Annotated in this window: 16 protein-coding genes; 1 reads left to right on the forward strand and 15 read right to left on the reverse strand. The window is 32.7% G+C overall.

What is annotated here, in order from left to right:
* Nucleotides 1–13: 13 nt before the first annotated feature.
* The 15 genes from ABEY15_RS18040 to ABEY15_RS18110 all read right to left on the reverse strand — a co-directional run bounded on the left by ABEY15_RS18040 (nucleotide 14) and on the right by ABEY15_RS18110 (nucleotide 12895).
* Complete coding sequence (locus ABEY15_RS18040; protein WP_429891524.1) at nucleotides 14–346, reverse strand: helix-turn-helix domain-containing protein; 333 nt, start codon at nucleotides 344–346, stop codon at nucleotides 14–16.
* 22 nt (nucleotides 347–368) lie between these two features.
* The gene (locus tag ABEY15_RS18045) at nucleotides 369–1550 is read right to left on the reverse strand and encodes a DegT/DnrJ/EryC1/StrS family aminotransferase (protein WP_429891525.1); all 1182 of its coding nucleotides are present in this window, start codon (nucleotides 1548–1550) and stop codon (nucleotides 369–371) included.
* A gap of 18 nt (nucleotides 1551–1568) precedes the next feature.
* Nucleotides 1569–2198, reverse strand: coding sequence for an acetyltransferase (locus ABEY15_RS18050; protein WP_429891526.1), 630 nt, complete (start codon nucleotides 2196–2198; stop codon nucleotides 1569–1571).
* Between the two features lies 1 nt (nucleotide 2199).
* On the reverse strand, nucleotides 2200–2799 hold the full coding sequence (locus ABEY15_RS18055; protein WP_429891527.1) for a sugar transferase: 600 nt from the start codon (nucleotides 2797–2799) through the stop codon (nucleotides 2200–2202).
* 24 nt (nucleotides 2800–2823) lie between these two features.
* Entirely contained in the window at nucleotides 2824–2985 is a 162-nt protein-coding gene (locus ABEY15_RS18060; RefSeq protein WP_179887114.1) for a hypothetical protein, read from the reverse strand.
* Nucleotides 2986–3015: 30 nt separating this feature from the next.
* Nucleotides 3016–4053 carry a UDP-glucose 4-epimerase GalE gene (gene galE / locus ABEY15_RS18065; protein WP_429891528.1) on the reverse strand — a complete coding sequence of 346 codons (1038 nt, stop codon included), beginning with the start codon at nucleotides 4051–4053 and terminating at the stop codon, nucleotides 3016–3018.
* Between the two features lie 39 nt (nucleotides 4054–4092).
* Nucleotides 4093–5181, reverse strand: coding sequence for an EpsG family protein (locus ABEY15_RS18070; RefSeq protein ID WP_429891529.1), 1089 nt, complete (start codon nucleotides 5179–5181; stop codon nucleotides 4093–4095).
* A 32-nt stretch (nucleotides 5182–5213) separates the two neighbouring features.
* Nucleotides 5214–6098, reverse strand: coding sequence for a glycosyltransferase family 2 protein (locus ABEY15_RS18075; RefSeq protein ID WP_429891530.1), 885 nt, complete (start codon nucleotides 6096–6098; stop codon nucleotides 5214–5216).
* A gap of 3 nt (nucleotides 6099–6101) precedes the next feature.
* Entirely contained in the window at nucleotides 6102–7211 is a 1110-nt protein-coding gene (locus ABEY15_RS18080) for a glycosyltransferase family 1 protein (protein WP_429891531.1), read from the reverse strand.
* Nucleotides 7196–8350: a glycosyltransferase family 4 protein gene (locus ABEY15_RS18085; RefSeq protein ID WP_429891532.1), complete on the reverse strand. Its 1155-nt coding sequence runs from the start codon at nucleotides 8348–8350 to the stop codon at nucleotides 7196–7198. Before ABEY15_RS18085 ends, ABEY15_RS18080 begins: the two co-directional genes overlap by 16 nt.
* Nucleotides 8351–8375: 25 nt before the next feature.
* Entirely contained in the window at nucleotides 8376–9266 is an 891-nt protein-coding gene (gene galU / locus ABEY15_RS18090; RefSeq protein ID WP_429891533.1) for a UTP--glucose-1-phosphate uridylyltransferase GalU, read from the reverse strand.
* An 11-nt stretch (nucleotides 9267–9277) separates the two neighbouring features.
* Nucleotides 9278–11116, reverse strand: a complete 1839-nt coding sequence (locus tag ABEY15_RS18095) for a polysaccharide biosynthesis protein (protein ID WP_429891534.1) — start codon at nucleotides 11114–11116, stop codon at nucleotides 9278–9280.
* A complete protein-coding gene (locus ABEY15_RS18100; protein ID WP_429891535.1) occupies nucleotides 11113–11286 on the reverse strand; it encodes a hypothetical protein in 174 nt (57 codons plus the stop codon). The genes ABEY15_RS18095 and ABEY15_RS18100 overlap by 4 nt, the downstream gene beginning before the upstream one ends.
* Before the next feature lie 252 nt (nucleotides 11287–11538).
* Nucleotides 11539–12201, reverse strand: a complete 663-nt coding sequence (locus ABEY15_RS18105) for a CpsD/CapB family tyrosine-protein kinase (RefSeq protein WP_429891536.1) — start codon at nucleotides 12199–12201, stop codon at nucleotides 11539–11541.
* Nucleotides 12188–12895 carry a YveK family protein gene (locus tag ABEY15_RS18110; protein WP_429891537.1) on the reverse strand — a complete coding sequence of 236 codons (708 nt, stop codon included), beginning with the start codon at nucleotides 12893–12895 and terminating at the stop codon, nucleotides 12188–12190. The genes ABEY15_RS18105 and ABEY15_RS18110 overlap by 14 nt, the downstream gene beginning before the upstream one ends.
* 501 nt (nucleotides 12896–13396) lie before the next feature.
* On the opposite strand from ABEY15_RS18110, the gene ABEY15_RS18115 reads away from it, so the two are divergent.
* A complete protein-coding gene (locus ABEY15_RS18115; RefSeq protein ID WP_429891538.1) occupies nucleotides 13397–16012 on the forward strand; it encodes an Ig-like domain-containing protein in 2616 nt (871 codons plus the stop codon).
* Nucleotides 16013–16245 lie beyond the last annotated feature (233 nt).

The raw sequence follows: 16245 nt of genomic DNA on the forward strand, positions 1-16245 counted from the left end.
TTAGCATTTCTTATCAATGATTTTTAGAATTCTTCCATTTTACAAATTCAAATACCTTTTTATATTCCCTTAATTCTTCTCTTCCAATGCCAATTTCAACTAATTCCTTTATAAGATCTAAATAGTCGCTTTCGAGTTTATTATTTTCTGTATTAGTCCCCAGTAATGTTCTAAAATCAACTCCTAATACTTTTGAAATCTTTTCTACAACTTGAATAGACGGATTATCGTTTAATTCACGCTCAATATTGCTTAAATATGACTTAGATATATTAGCTTTTTCTGCAAGTTCTGATAAAGTAAGTCCCTTTTTGACACGAATTTCCTGAATGTTTCTTCCTATCATTTTTGGCACCTCAGCTGTTCTGTCATAGAATGCCCTCCCTACAAGCTACTTTATAAAATACTTTTTTGATACAGCTTATTACTCTACTTTGATCGTCAAACGATAGATTCGATCCTGATGGCAAACAAATCCCAGTTTCGAACATCCTCTCTGCAACATGGTTATTTTCTTCGTGGGGATAATAACGAACTCCTTTGAATAGGGGTTGCATGTGTAATGGCTTCCATACGGGTCTTGCTTCAATATTTTCCTCTTCTAATGCATCTAATAGTGTATTTACTGATAGCTTAGATTCCTCTTCTTTAATCGTTAATACCGTAAGCCACCGGTTACTGCGTGTATTTGTTAACTCTGGCATAAAAGTTAGACCTGGTAAATCCTTTAGCTCTTCAAAATATCGTTGAAAAATCCTTCTTCTAGCTTCAATTCGCTCCTCTAATACTTGCAATTGAGCTCTACCAACCCCAGCCAGTATATTACTCATCCTATAATTGTAACCTGTTACACTATGTTGGTAATGTCGAGCTTCATCCCTAGCTTGAGTGGCTAAATATCTTGCTCTTTGTATTAACTCGGTATTATTTGAAACAAGTGCTCCGCCACCAGATGTCGTAATAATTTTATTTCCATTAAAGGAAAAAATACTAAAATGCCCAAAAGTACCACTAACTCTGCCTTTATAAGTAGAACCAAGTGATTCAGCAGCATCCTCAATAATAGGTATATTGTATCTGGCGCATAACGATTGAATTTCATCCATTTTTGCAACTTGTCCATATAGATTTACAACGATAACTGCTTTTGGAAGAGTTCCTTCTAAATAAGAGTCATGCAATGCTCTTTCAAGTGCTTTTGGTGACATATTCCATGTATCGGGCTCCGAGTCTATAAATATCGGTTCGGCCCCTTGATAAATTATTGGGTTAGCACTAGCCACAAAGGTAAGACTGGAGCAAAATACCTTATCGCCTTTTGTGACATCTAATAAAGAAAGAGCCAAATGGATTGCAGCTGTTCCTGAACTAACAACTAACGCCTCATTGGCTCCTACATAATTAATAATCTCTTTTTCAAATCCATCCACGTTGGGTCCAAGTGGTGCGATCCAATTTGTATTAAATGCATCCTGTATATATTTTATCTCCTCTCCGCTCATATGCGGGGGAGATAAATAAATTCTTGATAAGGTCAATTCACTTACCACCTTTTCGAAAAATTTAATCTAAAAATTTAAATTTTTAATAATTCTAGCTGGGCAGCCTACTACTGTACTAAGCGATGGAATATTGTGAATAACCGTTGAACCCGCACCTACAATTGACCAACACCCTACTTTAATCCCGGGAATAATAGTCGCTGATGCTCCGATATGTGCACCTTCTTCAACTAAAACACTTCCTGTTAAAGTAGCATTCGGAGAGACATGCGTATAGTCTCCGATTTGATTATCATGTTCAATGATTGCTCCAGTATTAATTACACAATGATCGCCAATTTGCGCTTGTGCATTAATAACTACATTCGGCATGACCACTGTTCCGTATCCAATTCTAGTCGAAGTGCTAACAACCGCTGAAGGATGAACAACTGTTAAGTACTGTTCTTTTTTAATATCAATTGAATTAACTATATTTTTTCTAAGCTTATTATCTCCTATTGCAATGACTACTTTAGCGTCTTGATCTAGAAATCTTTTTAAAGAAACAAATGGAGCATATATAATCCCATTCTCACGTTTTTCAACCTTATATTTGTCATCTAGTATAGCGATAATCTCATTTCCCTTTATTGAGTAAATGATGTCTTGAATAACTTTGCTATGTCCCCCATTACCTAAAATAATTACTTTCATATTACATCACTTCATTAGAACCAGTGAATTTTTCCATTGTCACTTGCCCCTCCTGTGAAATTCCTTCTTTTTTTATTACCTTAATGGCTGTTTTAATCAGGATTTTCAAGTCTAAAAGGAGATTATTATTTTTCACATACCATACGTCCATTTTAAATTTCTCCTCCCATGTAAGTGAATTGCGTCCATTTACTTGGGCCCACCCTGTAATTCCGGGTTTTACATTATGTCTTAGCATCTGTTCTTCTGTATATAAAGATAGGTATTCCATTAAAAATGGTCTAGGTCCAACTAAACTCATTTCCCCTTTAACCACGTTTATTAATTGTGGAAACTCATCAATACTATACTTTCTTAAAAACTTCCCGAAGGTAGTTAAACGTAATTCATCCGATAAAAGGTTTCCCCCTGCATCATGCAAATCACTCATTGTACGAAATTTATACAAGTAAAATGGTTTACCATTTAAACCAGGGCGCTGTTGAGTAAATAATATTGAAGCACCCATTTTTAATCTAACAAAAATTGCTACAACTATTAGAGGTAGCGATAGCAACAGCAATATTACTATTGAAAATACTAAATCTATTACTCTCTTCATTTTTAGTTTACTCCTAAAAATTAATTACTTCGTTTCTACTAAATTGTTTGTACTAATCATTAAGATCGTTTTTTTCATATCATTTATAAAATCAATCGTATTTAACTCATTCGAATGGCTTCCTCTATAGTAAAAGAGTTTTAGAATATCTATTAATTGTTGTTGTGATAAATTAATTGATTCCATTTTTTCCTCCCAAACAAAAAAAACACTGCATTATTGCACTGTAACTTGTTCAATCTCTTCAGTATATCCGTTCGGATTATTTTTTTGCCATCTCCATGTATCTTCACACATTAAATGAATTCCCTTAGTAGCTGTAAAGCCAAGTTTTTGCATAGCCTTTGTTGGATTCGCATAACAAACTGCCGCATCACCAGGACGTCTTTCTTTAATTCTATAAGGAATCTTTTTACCAGATGCTATTTCAAAAGCTTCAATCATTTCTAGAACACTATAGCCAGTGCCTGTACCAATGTTATATGCTTCAATTCCAGTATTGCTTTCTAAGTTTTTTAGTGCTTTAATATGACCAATTGCTAAATCTACCACATGAATATAGTCCCTCACACCTGTGCCGTCTTTTGTTGGATAGTCGTTTCCAAAAATAGTTAATTGCTCCAATTTACCTACTGCTACTTGTGAAATGAACGGCATTAAGTTATTCGGAACGCCATTTGGATCCTCACCAATTAAACCACTATGATGTGCACCGATTGGATTAAAATATCTCAATAATGCAATTCTCCAAGTATGGTCTGATTCATATACGTCCCTAAGGAATTCCTCAATCATAAACTTAGTTCGTCCGTATGGATTAGAGGCACCTAATTTACTACTTTCTGATATCGGAGATTCATTTGTTGAACCATAGACTGTAGCAGAAGAACTAAAAACAAGCTTTTTTACTCCGTATTTTCTCATCATTTCGCAAAGGTTAATCGTTCCTGTAATATTGTTATGATAGTATTCAATAGGAGTTTTGACTGATTCACCTACAGCTTTAAGCCCGGCAAAATGGATGACAGCCGATATTTTATTCTGAGAAAATATATTTTCTAACTCATCTCTATTTAATAGGTCAATATTATATGTTTTAAATGACTTACCCGTTATCTCTGACACTCTTTTTAATGCCTCTGGCTTACTATTTGTAAAATTATCTAGAACAATAATTTCATTGCCACTTTGTAACAGCTCTACGATCGTGTGACTCCCTATATATCCTGCTCCTCCAGTTACAAGAATTGCCATTTATTTTTCCTCCTATAAAAGACTAAAAAGCGATCACTTTTACCAGTTTAAATTAATATAATCACTGAAATATTGTATTTGCAGACTAATTACATTTTCATAGTAATAATAAAAAAAGTAGCAAATTAATATGCCATAATATATTAACTTTTGATCTCTTACTCTAAATAATTTCACAATCCATGAAATTAAAATTAGCTGATAAAAACTAAAATAAATTGAAATTCTTGCAAATATCCAATTTTGCGTTGATATAAGCATAAAGACAAATCCAAGTAAAGCCATATTGACAACAATATCACTCTTTGGATTCATTTCTCTTAACTTCTCTCTTCCCATAAAAGCAATTAATAGTGGAATTCCTGTTACTGCAACTCGTATAACACTAGCTCCACCTTCTTGAAAGTTTTTATAGACTGCATACTGGGTATCTTGAATGGCGTTAAACAAATAAGTTGAAAGTTGATTAAATCCAATTATGAATACAATTGAAAATAATAATAGAGCGATTGTTACTTTTGACCATGCTTTAAAGCGCACAAGAAAATAAATTGGAATTAAAATAAGTGCAGTTTGATGGAATAAAGAAGCAAATAAAATAACGAGTAGATAGCGTTTAAAACTACCTTCTAGCAATAGTTTTATACCTGCAAAAGCAATGGATGCAGCAAGTACTTGTCTGATTCCATTCATAGAGACCAGAAACAAACCACCAGTGATATACACATAAACGCTCAATTCAAAAATTCTTGAGTAATTATACAATGTAAAAATAACCAATACATTCGTGATAATTGCTGTTGTAATTAACAATATTTGAGGATTTGAAGAAAAATATTTTAAGATCATTTGCAGAAGGCCGAATCCAATATCTTTAGACTCTAAAATATAGTTCCATGTAAAGTCATGTCTTTTATAGATATCCACATATGCATATGTATCCCCGATATTTGATCTAAGTCCCGATACGCAAACTAGAGTTACTAATACAACAAATGCCAACGTTTTATTAGGTTTTATATAGACTGCTGATAAAGTTGCAGTGCTAGATATGCTGGCCCTTGAGGCTACTCGCGCCATGAATGAAAAAACAAATACAATTGCTAAATTGAACCAAAATATAGTCATACCAATATCCTTCCAAAAAACAAAACCACTTTCTAGGCGGCTTTTGTTTTTGTCGTAATATAAATATATAAAGTTATCCCAAATGGAATCGCCAAGATTGTTAAACCTTTTTTAGGCGTCTCGTCTAAAAAACTCCAGTTTCTACTCATAATGCTACTAGAAACGTAATGAATGGCCTGTCTGAATTTAAACAATTGACTTGCAAAGGGCAATTTCATCATTTCTTTTCGATAGAACGCAAACCCATTCGGATTTTTAATATATTGACTTAACATATTTAACGATGATCCATCCGCAAGGTACTCTACATAGCATAAAATTTCATTCATTAATAGCATTTCGTATTGTTTATCAAGCATGTGATATTTGTATGCTAGACCAACATACCGTTCATTTTTAAATAGTGGATATGGAAATTCTTTTGTTAACTCTGTCCGATATACAAGCTTTTTATCACCAGTTACTCCAAATTTATTATATAAATCAAATAATCTAGACTGCTTTCTATTAACCGGCAACTTTGTACCAATAATTTTTCCATCTGAATATGCATCTAGCCCAATAATTCCACTCACATTATCGTTACCAAATTGATTCCAGTACTCAATAATTTTTTCAACTGCTTCTAAAGGCATATAATCATCTGAATCAATACAGACATTAAGTTCTGTGACAATTTTCTGGTAAGCGGCATTATGGGCACCATGCATTCCTTGGTTTTTCTGCCAATAATACATAATTTCAATTTTATTTTCTTCGATCCAACCTTCAACCAATTCTTTAGTATTGTCAGTTGAACCATCATCAATGATTAACCAGATAAATTCTTTGCATGTTTGATTCTTTAAACTCTCGTAACATTTATGAAGGCAGTATGCTCGATTGAATGTTGGAGTAAATACAGTTAACTTCTTCATATCCTACCTCCCTAACGAGATATAAGTCTTTTGGGTATTCTCCGCTGTTTTGCGAATATCATATCCTTTTTGGATCAATGCATTCTCTGCATTTCCTCTATTAAAATTTCTTTTTGCTTCTTTCAAGATTTTCTCAACCCATTTTTCACTGTCATTTAAAGAACAGTATTGGATTAGCCCCATCTCCATATCTACTTCTGTTGTAATCGCATCTGAAATAATACAAGATAAACCTGCACCTTGTGCTTCTATTAACGTTACAGGTAACCCTTCATGCAAAGATGGGAAAACAAATACATCCATTGCTTGTAAAAGTTTATGAATATCATCTCTAATACCAAGTAACTTTACATTTTTCTCTATTTGAAGTTCTTTTATTTTCGATTCTATTTTTGCTTGAAGGGAACCTCCTCCAACTAAGATTAGAACTGCATTCGGCATTTTTTTTAATAGTGAAGCAAAAATTTCTAGTAAAAAAAGATGATTTTTTTGTTGATTAAATCTTCCAACATGGCCAAGTACGAATGCTTTGTCTGAGATATTTAACTGATCCCTAACTTGTTTTCTTAAATTTAATGAAAATTGAAACCTCTCACTTTCAACTCCATTTTTTAGGATTAGTGATTCACTTGAACGTTTAGTAAATAACCACCTACTTGCAGACTCCGAACAAGCAAATAAATGGGTAGCATTGGGCTCAATGTATTTACCCGCATACCATTTATAAACCTGTGAAGCCAATCCACCTTCACTTTTTGTATTATGGCTGTGGGCAATTCTCGTGGGTATATTAGCTTTTTTTGCTGCTCTTAAAACTAAGCCACTCATTTTATCCATATGAGAATGTACGATTTTATAATTAGGATTTAGTCTAAAAAACTTATCTAGTTTTCTTATATAACCTAAATGACCAACGTCCGTTACATATGGAATTCTATGAATCTTTCCACCCATGGCAATTATTTCAGAGTCATATGCCCCCTCTTTACACGTTAAAAAATCGAACTGTATTTTCGTTCGATCAATATTACGATACAAATTCATTATTAATGTTTCCGCGCCACCTCTGTTCATATTAACAACGGTATGTAAGATTCTTAAAGGGTAGCCCACATTGTATCCTCCATTTCCTTCATATAGCTCTTATATACCTCACTTTTTTCCAATATTACTTTATCAATGCTATATTTTCTCAAAATGATCTTTCTACTATTAGACCCAAGCCTCTCTTTAAGACCCTTTCTTTCGGCAAGGTCTTTTATAGCGTTTGAGAAACCAGTGGAGTCATTACTCTTAACAAGCCATCCATTTTTGTTATTAGTTACAAGCTCTCTATGCCCCCGGTTATCTACTGCTATAATCGGTAAGCCACAAGACATTGCTTCCATTATATTGACCGGCAGACCTTCACGTAGACTAGACCCAACCGCAACGTCACACATAGGTAGAATTTCTTTAATATCCTTTCTAAAACCTAAAAAGTCTACCATATGTGAAATTCCAAGTTGATTTGCTAACTGTTTACATTCATTTAGTAAAGCACCTTCACCAGCAAGTAGAAGTTTTACATTTGATAATTCATCTTTTATTAAGGCCAATGAATTAAGTAGAAATTGTTGATTTTTATTTTTATTAAATTCAGCTGCATAAAAAAGCAAAAAGTCATCTGGTTGATATCCAAATGACTCTCTTACTATTTTTTTATTTAATTCATCAATTGGCTTAAACTCCTCTGTATCTATTCCAACTCCATGGATATGTACGATTCTTTTAATGTTAAAACTTCTATTTGATAACTCATAATCTTCTTTATTAATTGTAATTAGACAATCTGATAGGGGAGCCATGAATTTTTCAATTGGATAATATAATAACCAGTTTAATATAGGAGCACCCTTACAAAAATGGAATCCGTGTGCTGTATAGATCAATTTTGTTGTTCCTTTAACCCTGGACTTACGAGCCGCAAGGCGAGCAAGTATCCCCCCCATGGGTGTATGGCAATGTATGATCTCATAATTATTTTCATCTATTATATTTTTAAGGTCTTTTAGTGCCTTTATATTTTTAAAATTAAAAGGCGATCTTTGGATAGGTAGATTAAACTTTTTGTCCACATAATGAATATTATTTTCCCCATTAGCAGCTATATGTACTTCCCAGCCATTATCCTTGAACCACTTTATATATGGCATATGAAATGCCGTAAAATGATAATCCACAGTTGCACAAAAAAGCACCTTTTTTTTCATTTTTTTCACCTATCAACATTATTTTCTAATCATTCGACCCGCTAATTAATTCTTTTTTCATTAGTTCCGTTAAATAATCTAAAACATTATTTCTCAAGTCCTCTCTTTTAAGAGCAAACTCAAGAGTAGTTTTAATAAAACCTAATTTCTCGCCTACATCGTATCGTGTTCCTTCAAAATCATAAGCATAGACTGCTTCTTGTTTGTTAAGTTCAGCAATTGCATCCGTCAGTTGAATTTCATTTCCAGCCCCTGGCTTCTGATTACTTAAAATATCAAATATTCTCGGCGTTAGTATATAGCGACCTAAAATCGCTAAATTTGAAGGAGCTTCCTCTTGCTTTGGTTTTTCTACCAAACTATGAACATTATAAAAATGATTATCTATTAAACTTCCGTCAACAATTCCGTATCTAGAAACCTCAGCTTCATTTACAGTTTGTACACCTAATATAGAAGCATTATATCGATTAAATTGCCCAATCATCTGCTTTAAACATGGTGTATCGGCTTTAACAATATCATCGCCCAATAACACTGCAAATGGTTCATCACCTATAAATTTGCGTGCACACCAAATCGCATGACCTAAGCCCCTTGGTTCTTTTTGACGAATATAATGAATGTCTACCATCTTTGATGATTTCTGAACCTCTGATAATAATTCAAATTTACCTTTTTCCAATAGATTTTGTTCCAGTTCAAATGAATTATCAAAATGATCTTCAATCGCTCTTTTTCCTTTTCCGGTTACAATAATAATATCCTCTATTCCTGATTCAATAGCTTCTTCAACTATATACTGAATAGTAGGTTTATCTACAATTGGCAACATCTCTTTTGGCATTGCTTTTGTTGCTGGAAGAAATCTAGTACCTAATCCAGCAGCAGGTATTATGGCTTTTTTAATTTTCATCTCTTTCTCCCTTAATTTAAAATTGGTGTTGTAGCGTTCGTTTGAGAAATAACTCTATTATTAGCCAAGTTCAATAATCTCTCTCTAAGATCTTCCTTCTCTAAATCTGAAAAGTTATCAATAATTTCATGTATTTCACTTATACGCAAATCTGTTGTTTTTCCAATATAAATCTTCGGATAAATTTGTTCTTCATGAATTTCTTCTTCTTTTAACAATTCCTCAAATAGCTTCTCTCCCGGTCTCATTCCTGAGAATTCAATCTCTATATCATCAAGTGAATTTCCTGATAATAAAATTAAATTTCTAGCAAGATCTACTATTTTTACCGGCTCACCCATGTCTAATACGAAGATTTCGCCACCCTTTGCTAATGCCCCTGCTTGTATCACTAGCCTAGATGCCTCGGGAATCGTCATGAAATAACGCACCATTTCTGGGTGAGTAACAGTGACAGGGCCTCCATTTTCAATTTGCTTTTTAAATAGTGGAATAACACTGCCCCTACTACCAAGCACATTTCCAAATCGAACTGCTACAAATTTTGTATCACTATTTTTATCCATATCTTGAATAATCATTTCTGCAAGTTTTTTCGTTGAACCCATTACACTTGTTGGATTGACAGCTTTATCAGTTGAAATCATGACAAATGTTTTTACACAATGCCAGCTAGCTGCTTTTGCAACATTCATAGTACCAATTATATTATTTTTAATTGCTGCCTCCGGATTTCGCTCCATTAAAGGTACGTGCTTGTGTGCTGCTGCATGGTAGACAACATCCGGACCATATTGTTCCATAATTGACATCATTTTCTTTTCGTCTTGTAAATCAGCAATCTCCGTAATAAATTCAATACTAGAATCCTTAAAACTATTCCTTAGTTCCATTTCAATTGAATAAATACTATTTTCACCATGTCCAAGTAAAATTAATTGTTTCGGATTAAAATTAGAAATTTGTCGCGATATTTCCGAACCGATTGATCCTCCCGCTCCTGTAACTAATACAACATTATTTGTAATCGATTCAGAAATGCTACCCATATCCATTTCAACAGGATCCCTTCCTAATAAGTCCTCTACTTGAACATCACGAAATTGATTGACTGAAACCTTACCAGTAATTAGATCTTCTAACATAGGTAGTATTTTAGTGCTAGCCTTTGTTTTAGAGCATCCTTGAAAGATAATATTTAACTCCTTTTTACGTAAAGAAGGAATTGCAATAATGATATTTTCAATTGAATACTTATTTACAACACTTTCAATTTTTTCAACCCCTCCTAAGACGGGGATACCCAATATATCTAAATGATGTTTTTTTACGTTATCATCTATAAAAGCAACAGGATGGAGATGACTATAATTATCGTTACTTTTTAAAAGTTGTCTCGCAACCATAGTGCCTGCTGCGCCAGCACCAATTATTAAGGTTCTCTTCTTAATAATATTTTTTCTAACGAATGAATCTCTATATAACCTCCAAGTAAATCTTGAACCACCTATTAATAACATATGAAGTAACCAAGCGACCGCAAATAACCTGAAATACGTTTTTTGCATAATCATTTGCTGGATAATTAATGATGAAAGTATTGAAGACGTTACAATATTAAAGATAATAATTATTTCACCTATACTTGCATATTCCCATGCCTTTTTATAAAGTTTAAAAATGAATGAAAAAATATGATGGCTTATTAAAAGAAAAAGTGAACTTATAAAAACATGTTTAATAAAAATATCAATTGTTGCATCTACTAAAAATCGACTAATAAAAATGGATGTGAGTACAATACATGAATCAATAATTATAAATAGAGATAATCTTTGCCTATAAGTCACTTGAATGCTCCTCTCATAAACCATCCTACGTTATTTAATTCAAGTTTTTTTCTTCCATCGTCTTTTATTTTATTATTTGGTAACCAATTAGCTTCACTTAGCCGTTCAAATTGTTGAATGAATCTAATTTTATTCTTTAGTGTTTTAGGTGGCCTATCCTTATTTTTCATATTCACATCTCCATACTGTAGTAATAAAGTGCTTATTTTTGCACTCTCTATAAAAAGCACATAAATAAACACTTTATATAAAAAACGGGCATTCAACCCACCCTCACACCACACTCTTGACGACTTGCGTCTAAGGTATATTTCAACCCACAGCATGATCGAGTGCCTACATTGATAAAGGAAAGTAGACATTACCTAAACTATTCTATTAAACATTGTTCTTAATTAAGAACAAAATAGTAAAAATTTTACTTACTTTTCATTTATAATTGCACCGATCAATCTTCCATGTGACAGCTCAATTACTCTACTAGCCTCACTCGTCTTCTCTATTTCAGTTTTACCACGATTAAGTACTAGAACTACACCATCACATTGATTTGCAAGTACCCTTGTCTCTGTATAGTCTAATATTGATGGTGAATCAATTAGTACAATATCATAAGAGGTAATCAATTTTTTAAATAATTCTTTAACCGCTGAATTCGCCAAAAGTTCTACAGGATTAAAATTAATTGTGCCACTAGTCAATACATCCAAATTTTCAAAGTCTGTACTTGTTACTACATCTTTAAGCTCTATACGTTTTGTTAACAAATCTGTTAATCCAACATTGTTCTGTAATTTAAAAATTGTATGTATTGAAGCTTCCCTTAAATTAGCATCTATTAATAAGACTTTTTCTTTCTGCTGAGCCATCGATACAGCTAAATTAGCGCTAATTGTTGAATTTCCTTCACCTTTACCAGTTGAAGTAATTAAGAGGATCTTATTCTTTGTTCCCTCAGTTAAAAAATGTAAATTTGTACGTATTGTTCGAAATTGGTCAGATATAATTGAATTTGGATTTGTAAACGTTACTAGATTTCTTTTTTTAAAGGCTGTGTTTTGTTTTCTTTTATTAAATATCAACATTCTCACCTTCATTTTTTAATAATTTATATTTCTTTTTCTCAGTTAGTAACTTTTTCTTATTCATATTTGGAACTATGCCAATTACAGGAACCTCTAGGATTTCTTCAACTTCGCTTCGTCTTTTAATTGTTTGATCTAAAGAATCCATTAAAAATACTAACGCAATACTAATAACAATCCCCATAACAAATGCAAAAATAATGACTTTATTACTTTGCTTATTAATTGGCAATGGCGCTGCCTCTGCTGGGGTTAATAACTGAACATTTTTAAAATTTAATAGATTACTAACTTCATCTTTAAATGATTTCGCAGTTTCATTCGCAATATTTTTAGCAATAGTTGAATCGGTATCTTGTACTTTAATACTAAAAATAGTTGAATCACCTATTCTTCGCACGTTTAATTTTTTTGCTAAAGTGTCTTTAGAAATATTAAGGTTTAAATTATTAATTACTCTTGCCAAAACAGTTGGATCATTAATCATAACCGCTAACGTACTCAAGTCATCCTTTGTATTAATCATTATTCTAGTAGATGATTCATACACAGGAACATAATTGTTATAAAATTTCTGATATAGGTAACCAGCTGATGTAGTTAAAATAGTAAAAACAATAATAATCCAAAATCGACTTTTAATTACATCAAAATATTCCTTTATATCAATTTCCTTAGGCCTTACACTATTCATCCATTCACCTTCATTTTTTAGTATTTTTTACTGGATATAAAAACATGACGAAAGATTCTATATAACGAACAACATTGTAATAAGCTATCAAAATATTATGTACGCATATAATTATGCATAATAAGTACTCTTATGACTAAATAAAGTCTGAAAATTAGGGTAATTATGAACTTAATTTTAATTCTTTATAATGAACTAGTCAATAACATTTTCGCTCCAATTTATATCTATTTTACTATGCTTTAATAATAGTAGATTCTAGTAAATTAATTATAAATTCCTAGTAAATTTATTGTTAATAAATTATGTTTAGTACTAAACATAAGAACAATTACCATACTTAATTACTAGGAAAAATTAAATTTTTTTAATAATATTCCATTTACTTACTAGATAGTTTCACCATCTTTTATGCTTTATCTTAATTAGTACAAGCAATTAGGACTGAAACAAATATACTACTCCTATAAATATACTAATTTATAAGGAGTGTCATGTTATTTGGCAATTAGTAGCCCAAAGATTAATAGTTTACCTGTTGTAACAAGTATAAATGCAAGCTCCTATATCGTAAGTGGTAGTGGGATTGCAAATGCTACTATTTATTTAACGCTTAAAGATCCTAATAAAAATACGATTTCTACTACTGTTAAAGCAAATTCAAGCGGTACCTATTCTACAAAATTCAATCTCACTACTCTAAAAGATGGCCAGTTAAACTTGGAAGCTTACCAAAAGGACACAAAAGGTAATACAAGTGGAAAGGTTAATAAGACTGTTTTAAAAGACACCCTTGGACCAGCGATTCTTTTAAGTGTCTCGAATGTTACATTACAAAATCAAAGTGCTTATCCAGTAACTGGAAAAGTGGAAGCAAACCAAAAAGTAACAGTAACTGTTAGTGATGGTATTCATAGTCCACTATCTAGAGTAACTACGTCTGACACGAGCGGAAATTTTTCAGTGATATTTAATATGAGTTCTTTAAATAACGGAAGGATTACAATCACTGCTGTCTCGAATGATCAATACGGCAATCAATCTACGAGTTCCTCAGTTGTCACAAAAGATACTACGGTTGTTTCCCCTCCGGGAGGAGTATATGAACTAACTTCGCAAGAAAGAACTAAATGGGGAATCTATAATGATAATTCTCACCCAATTGAAACAACAAATGGATTTAACCAGGCATTACAGTGGGCAACTAGCAACGGGTACACTACCTTTCATGTATTAGGTGGTACGTACTTAATAGCTAAAGGCGTAGAAGATAGAGATCATAATGCTCAAATTAATATGGTAAGTAATATGACATTTTTAATGGATAGTGATACGGTACTCCAAAAGGAAACAAATAAATGGGAACAATACGCTATTATTTCGCTAAGTAAAGAGATTGTAAATGTGACTATAAAAGGTGGTACCCTGAAAGGTGACCGATATACTCACGATTACACTTATGTTGGTCCGTACACTTCAGGTACACATGAGTGGGGATTTGGAATTATAACAGAGGGAGCAAGTAATGTCACTATTGATGGTGTTAATTTTACAGATTTTACTGGTGATGGTGTTCAAGCTGGTGGTACAACAGTCACAGGCGAGTGGATTGATTCAGCCAACCTCGAATTAGGTGGATTAGATGCTAATGGAAACCCTATTAGCCAATCAGGTAAAATTCGCACTAAACCTTATACCCTAAGTGATCCAGCGTATCAAAATCCTCATTTTAGAAATATTATGATGTGGAATCCTGATGGAGTATCCGGAAAATACGATTTATATTATTACCGCTCAGATGGAAGTTTAGTTAAAACTGATAAAGATCAAGATTTCAATTCTTCTTTTGGATATTCTAAGATTCCAGATGACGCAGTTAAATGGCGTGCCGTTTTTAATGCTACTAGTACAGCAAATGTTGGTGTTCAAATGATGTCTGTTGCAGTTACGGAAAATTTACTCATACAAAATTGCAATATAGGCAATAACCGTCGACAAGGCATAAGTTTAGTAGGTACAGATGGCGTCAAAATACTAAATAATAAAATTCACGATATAAGTGGAGTCGCTCCTGGAAGTGGAGTTGATTTAGAGCCTGGATTTTACCCGGGTATAAATACGGAGATAAGCGGTAATGAATTTTTAAATAATAAAATTCATATGGTACTCTCTTATGGTGGCCATGCAATAGCAAATAATAACTACTTTGGTCCTGATGCTACTTTTGCTTCAACTAGCTGGGGTGGCGTTTCTGCTTCTAATAACACCTTTGACAATTCTTCATTTGTAAGTTCAGACGGTTCTTCTAATATTACTTTTACAAATAACAAACTAACAAAAAGTGGAGCAGTTTTTGACGGTGGAGAAAATATAGTTGTAGATGGTCTTGTTGGTGTTGATTCAGATATCAGCTTTACTCAGACTGTTGAAAACGGCATAAACGCATCCAATATTTCTCTTACATCTTCTGGACAGGATTCAGAATTGCATGGTTTTGCTATTTGGGGAGACAAGCCAATAACGTTGAGTACTATTTATCTAGAAGGAAACAATGGTCTAAGTGGCAATGGACTCGCTTCGAATTTATACTCGAATGTTACATTTAATAATACTACTGAATCTCGATTAGCTTCTGGAAACTATAACAATCTAATTGTTACAAATGGAAAGATAAATTTCTATCCTGGAAAAGTAACTATTAATCAAGGAAAGTTTAAAAATAGTACTGTAATACTTGATAATGACAATGGATATCCAAATGTTACTATATCAAGTTCAACATTCGACTTTGATAAATCTGTATCTGGTAACGTTATTTTAGTAAATAATGCAACAAGTTTTGCCTTTCTTAACAATACAATAAATGATAGTGTAACAACTTCTGCAGATCATCCAATCATTCAAATTGGCCGTGACGCATGGAACAATTCTCCTACTCAAGTTAAAGGAGCAGTAATTAAAGGAAATAAAATAACATCTAAAATAAAAAGGGTTGGAATTGACACAACTAACGGTGGCGTCGGTGCGCCTCCTTATGATATTGAAGACAACACATTAATTAATAATACACTTGCATTAACATCTAAAGATATTAACAAAAACAATACAGTCACTTAAAAGAAATAGTTGAAAGAGTATGAGCTAAGCCACAATAGGTGCGTTAATTATTTATTAAAGTAAAATTCAACCACCATTAATTTATCTGATATAAATATACAAAAATATTCATTCTAACGATTACACATATTATTTCGTACACAGTTTAAAACTTTCTACAAAGTAAGTTCCAGTTATGGATAGGTGGTTGAATCTTTAATGGTCTAATCAATTTGTTTACACGGTTTGATTAG

Origin of the sequence: Gottfriedia acidiceleris (assembly GCF_050457485.1) — a bacterium.
Taxonomy (GTDB): Bacteria; Bacillota; Bacilli; order Bacillales; family Bacillaceae_G; genus Gottfriedia; species Gottfriedia acidiceleris_D.

Bases quoted from the DNA above. Each gene is read 5' to 3' on its own strand.
- ABEY15_RS18040 (WP_429891524.1), bottom strand. From the start codon at position 346: ATGATAGGAAGAAACATTCAGGAAATTCGTGTCAAAAAGGGACTTACT.
- ABEY15_RS18055 (WP_429891527.1), bottom strand. From the start codon at position 2,799: ATGAAGAGAGTAATAGATTTAGTATTTTCAATAGTAATATTGCTGTTG.
- ABEY15_RS18060 (WP_179887114.1), bottom strand. From the start codon at position 2,985: ATGGAATCAATTAATTTATCACAACAACAATTAATAGATATTCTAAAA.
- galU (WP_429891533.1), bottom strand. From the start codon at position 9,266: ATGAAAATTAAAAAAGCCATAATACCTGCTGCTGGATTAGGTACTAGA.
- ABEY15_RS18070 (WP_429891529.1), bottom strand. From the start codon at position 5,181: ATGACTATATTTTGGTTCAATTTAGCAATTGTATTTGTTTTTTCATTC.
- ABEY15_RS18100 (WP_429891535.1), bottom strand. From the start codon at position 11,286: ATGAAAAATAAGGATAGGCCACCTAAAACACTAAAGAATAAAATTAGA.
- galE (WP_429891528.1), bottom strand. From the start codon at position 4,053: ATGGCAATTCTTGTAACTGGAGGAGCAGGATATATAGGGAGTCACACG.
- ABEY15_RS18085 (WP_429891532.1), bottom strand. From the start codon at position 8,350: ATGAAAAAAAAGGTGCTTTTTTGTGCAACTGTGGATTATCATTTTACG.
- ABEY15_RS18110 (WP_429891537.1), bottom strand. From the start codon at position 12,895: ATGAATAGTGTAAGGCCTAAGGAAATTGATATAAAGGAATATTTTGAT.
- ABEY15_RS18105 (WP_429891536.1), bottom strand. From the start codon at position 12,201: ATGTTGATATTTAATAAAAGAAAACAAAACACAGCCTTTAAAAAAAGA.
- ABEY15_RS18050 (WP_429891526.1), bottom strand. From the start codon at position 2,198: ATGAAAGTAATTATTTTAGGTAATGGGGGACATAGCAAAGTTATTCAA.
- ABEY15_RS18075 (WP_429891530.1), bottom strand. From the start codon at position 6,098: ATGAAGAAGTTAACTGTATTTACTCCAACATTCAATCGAGCATACTGC.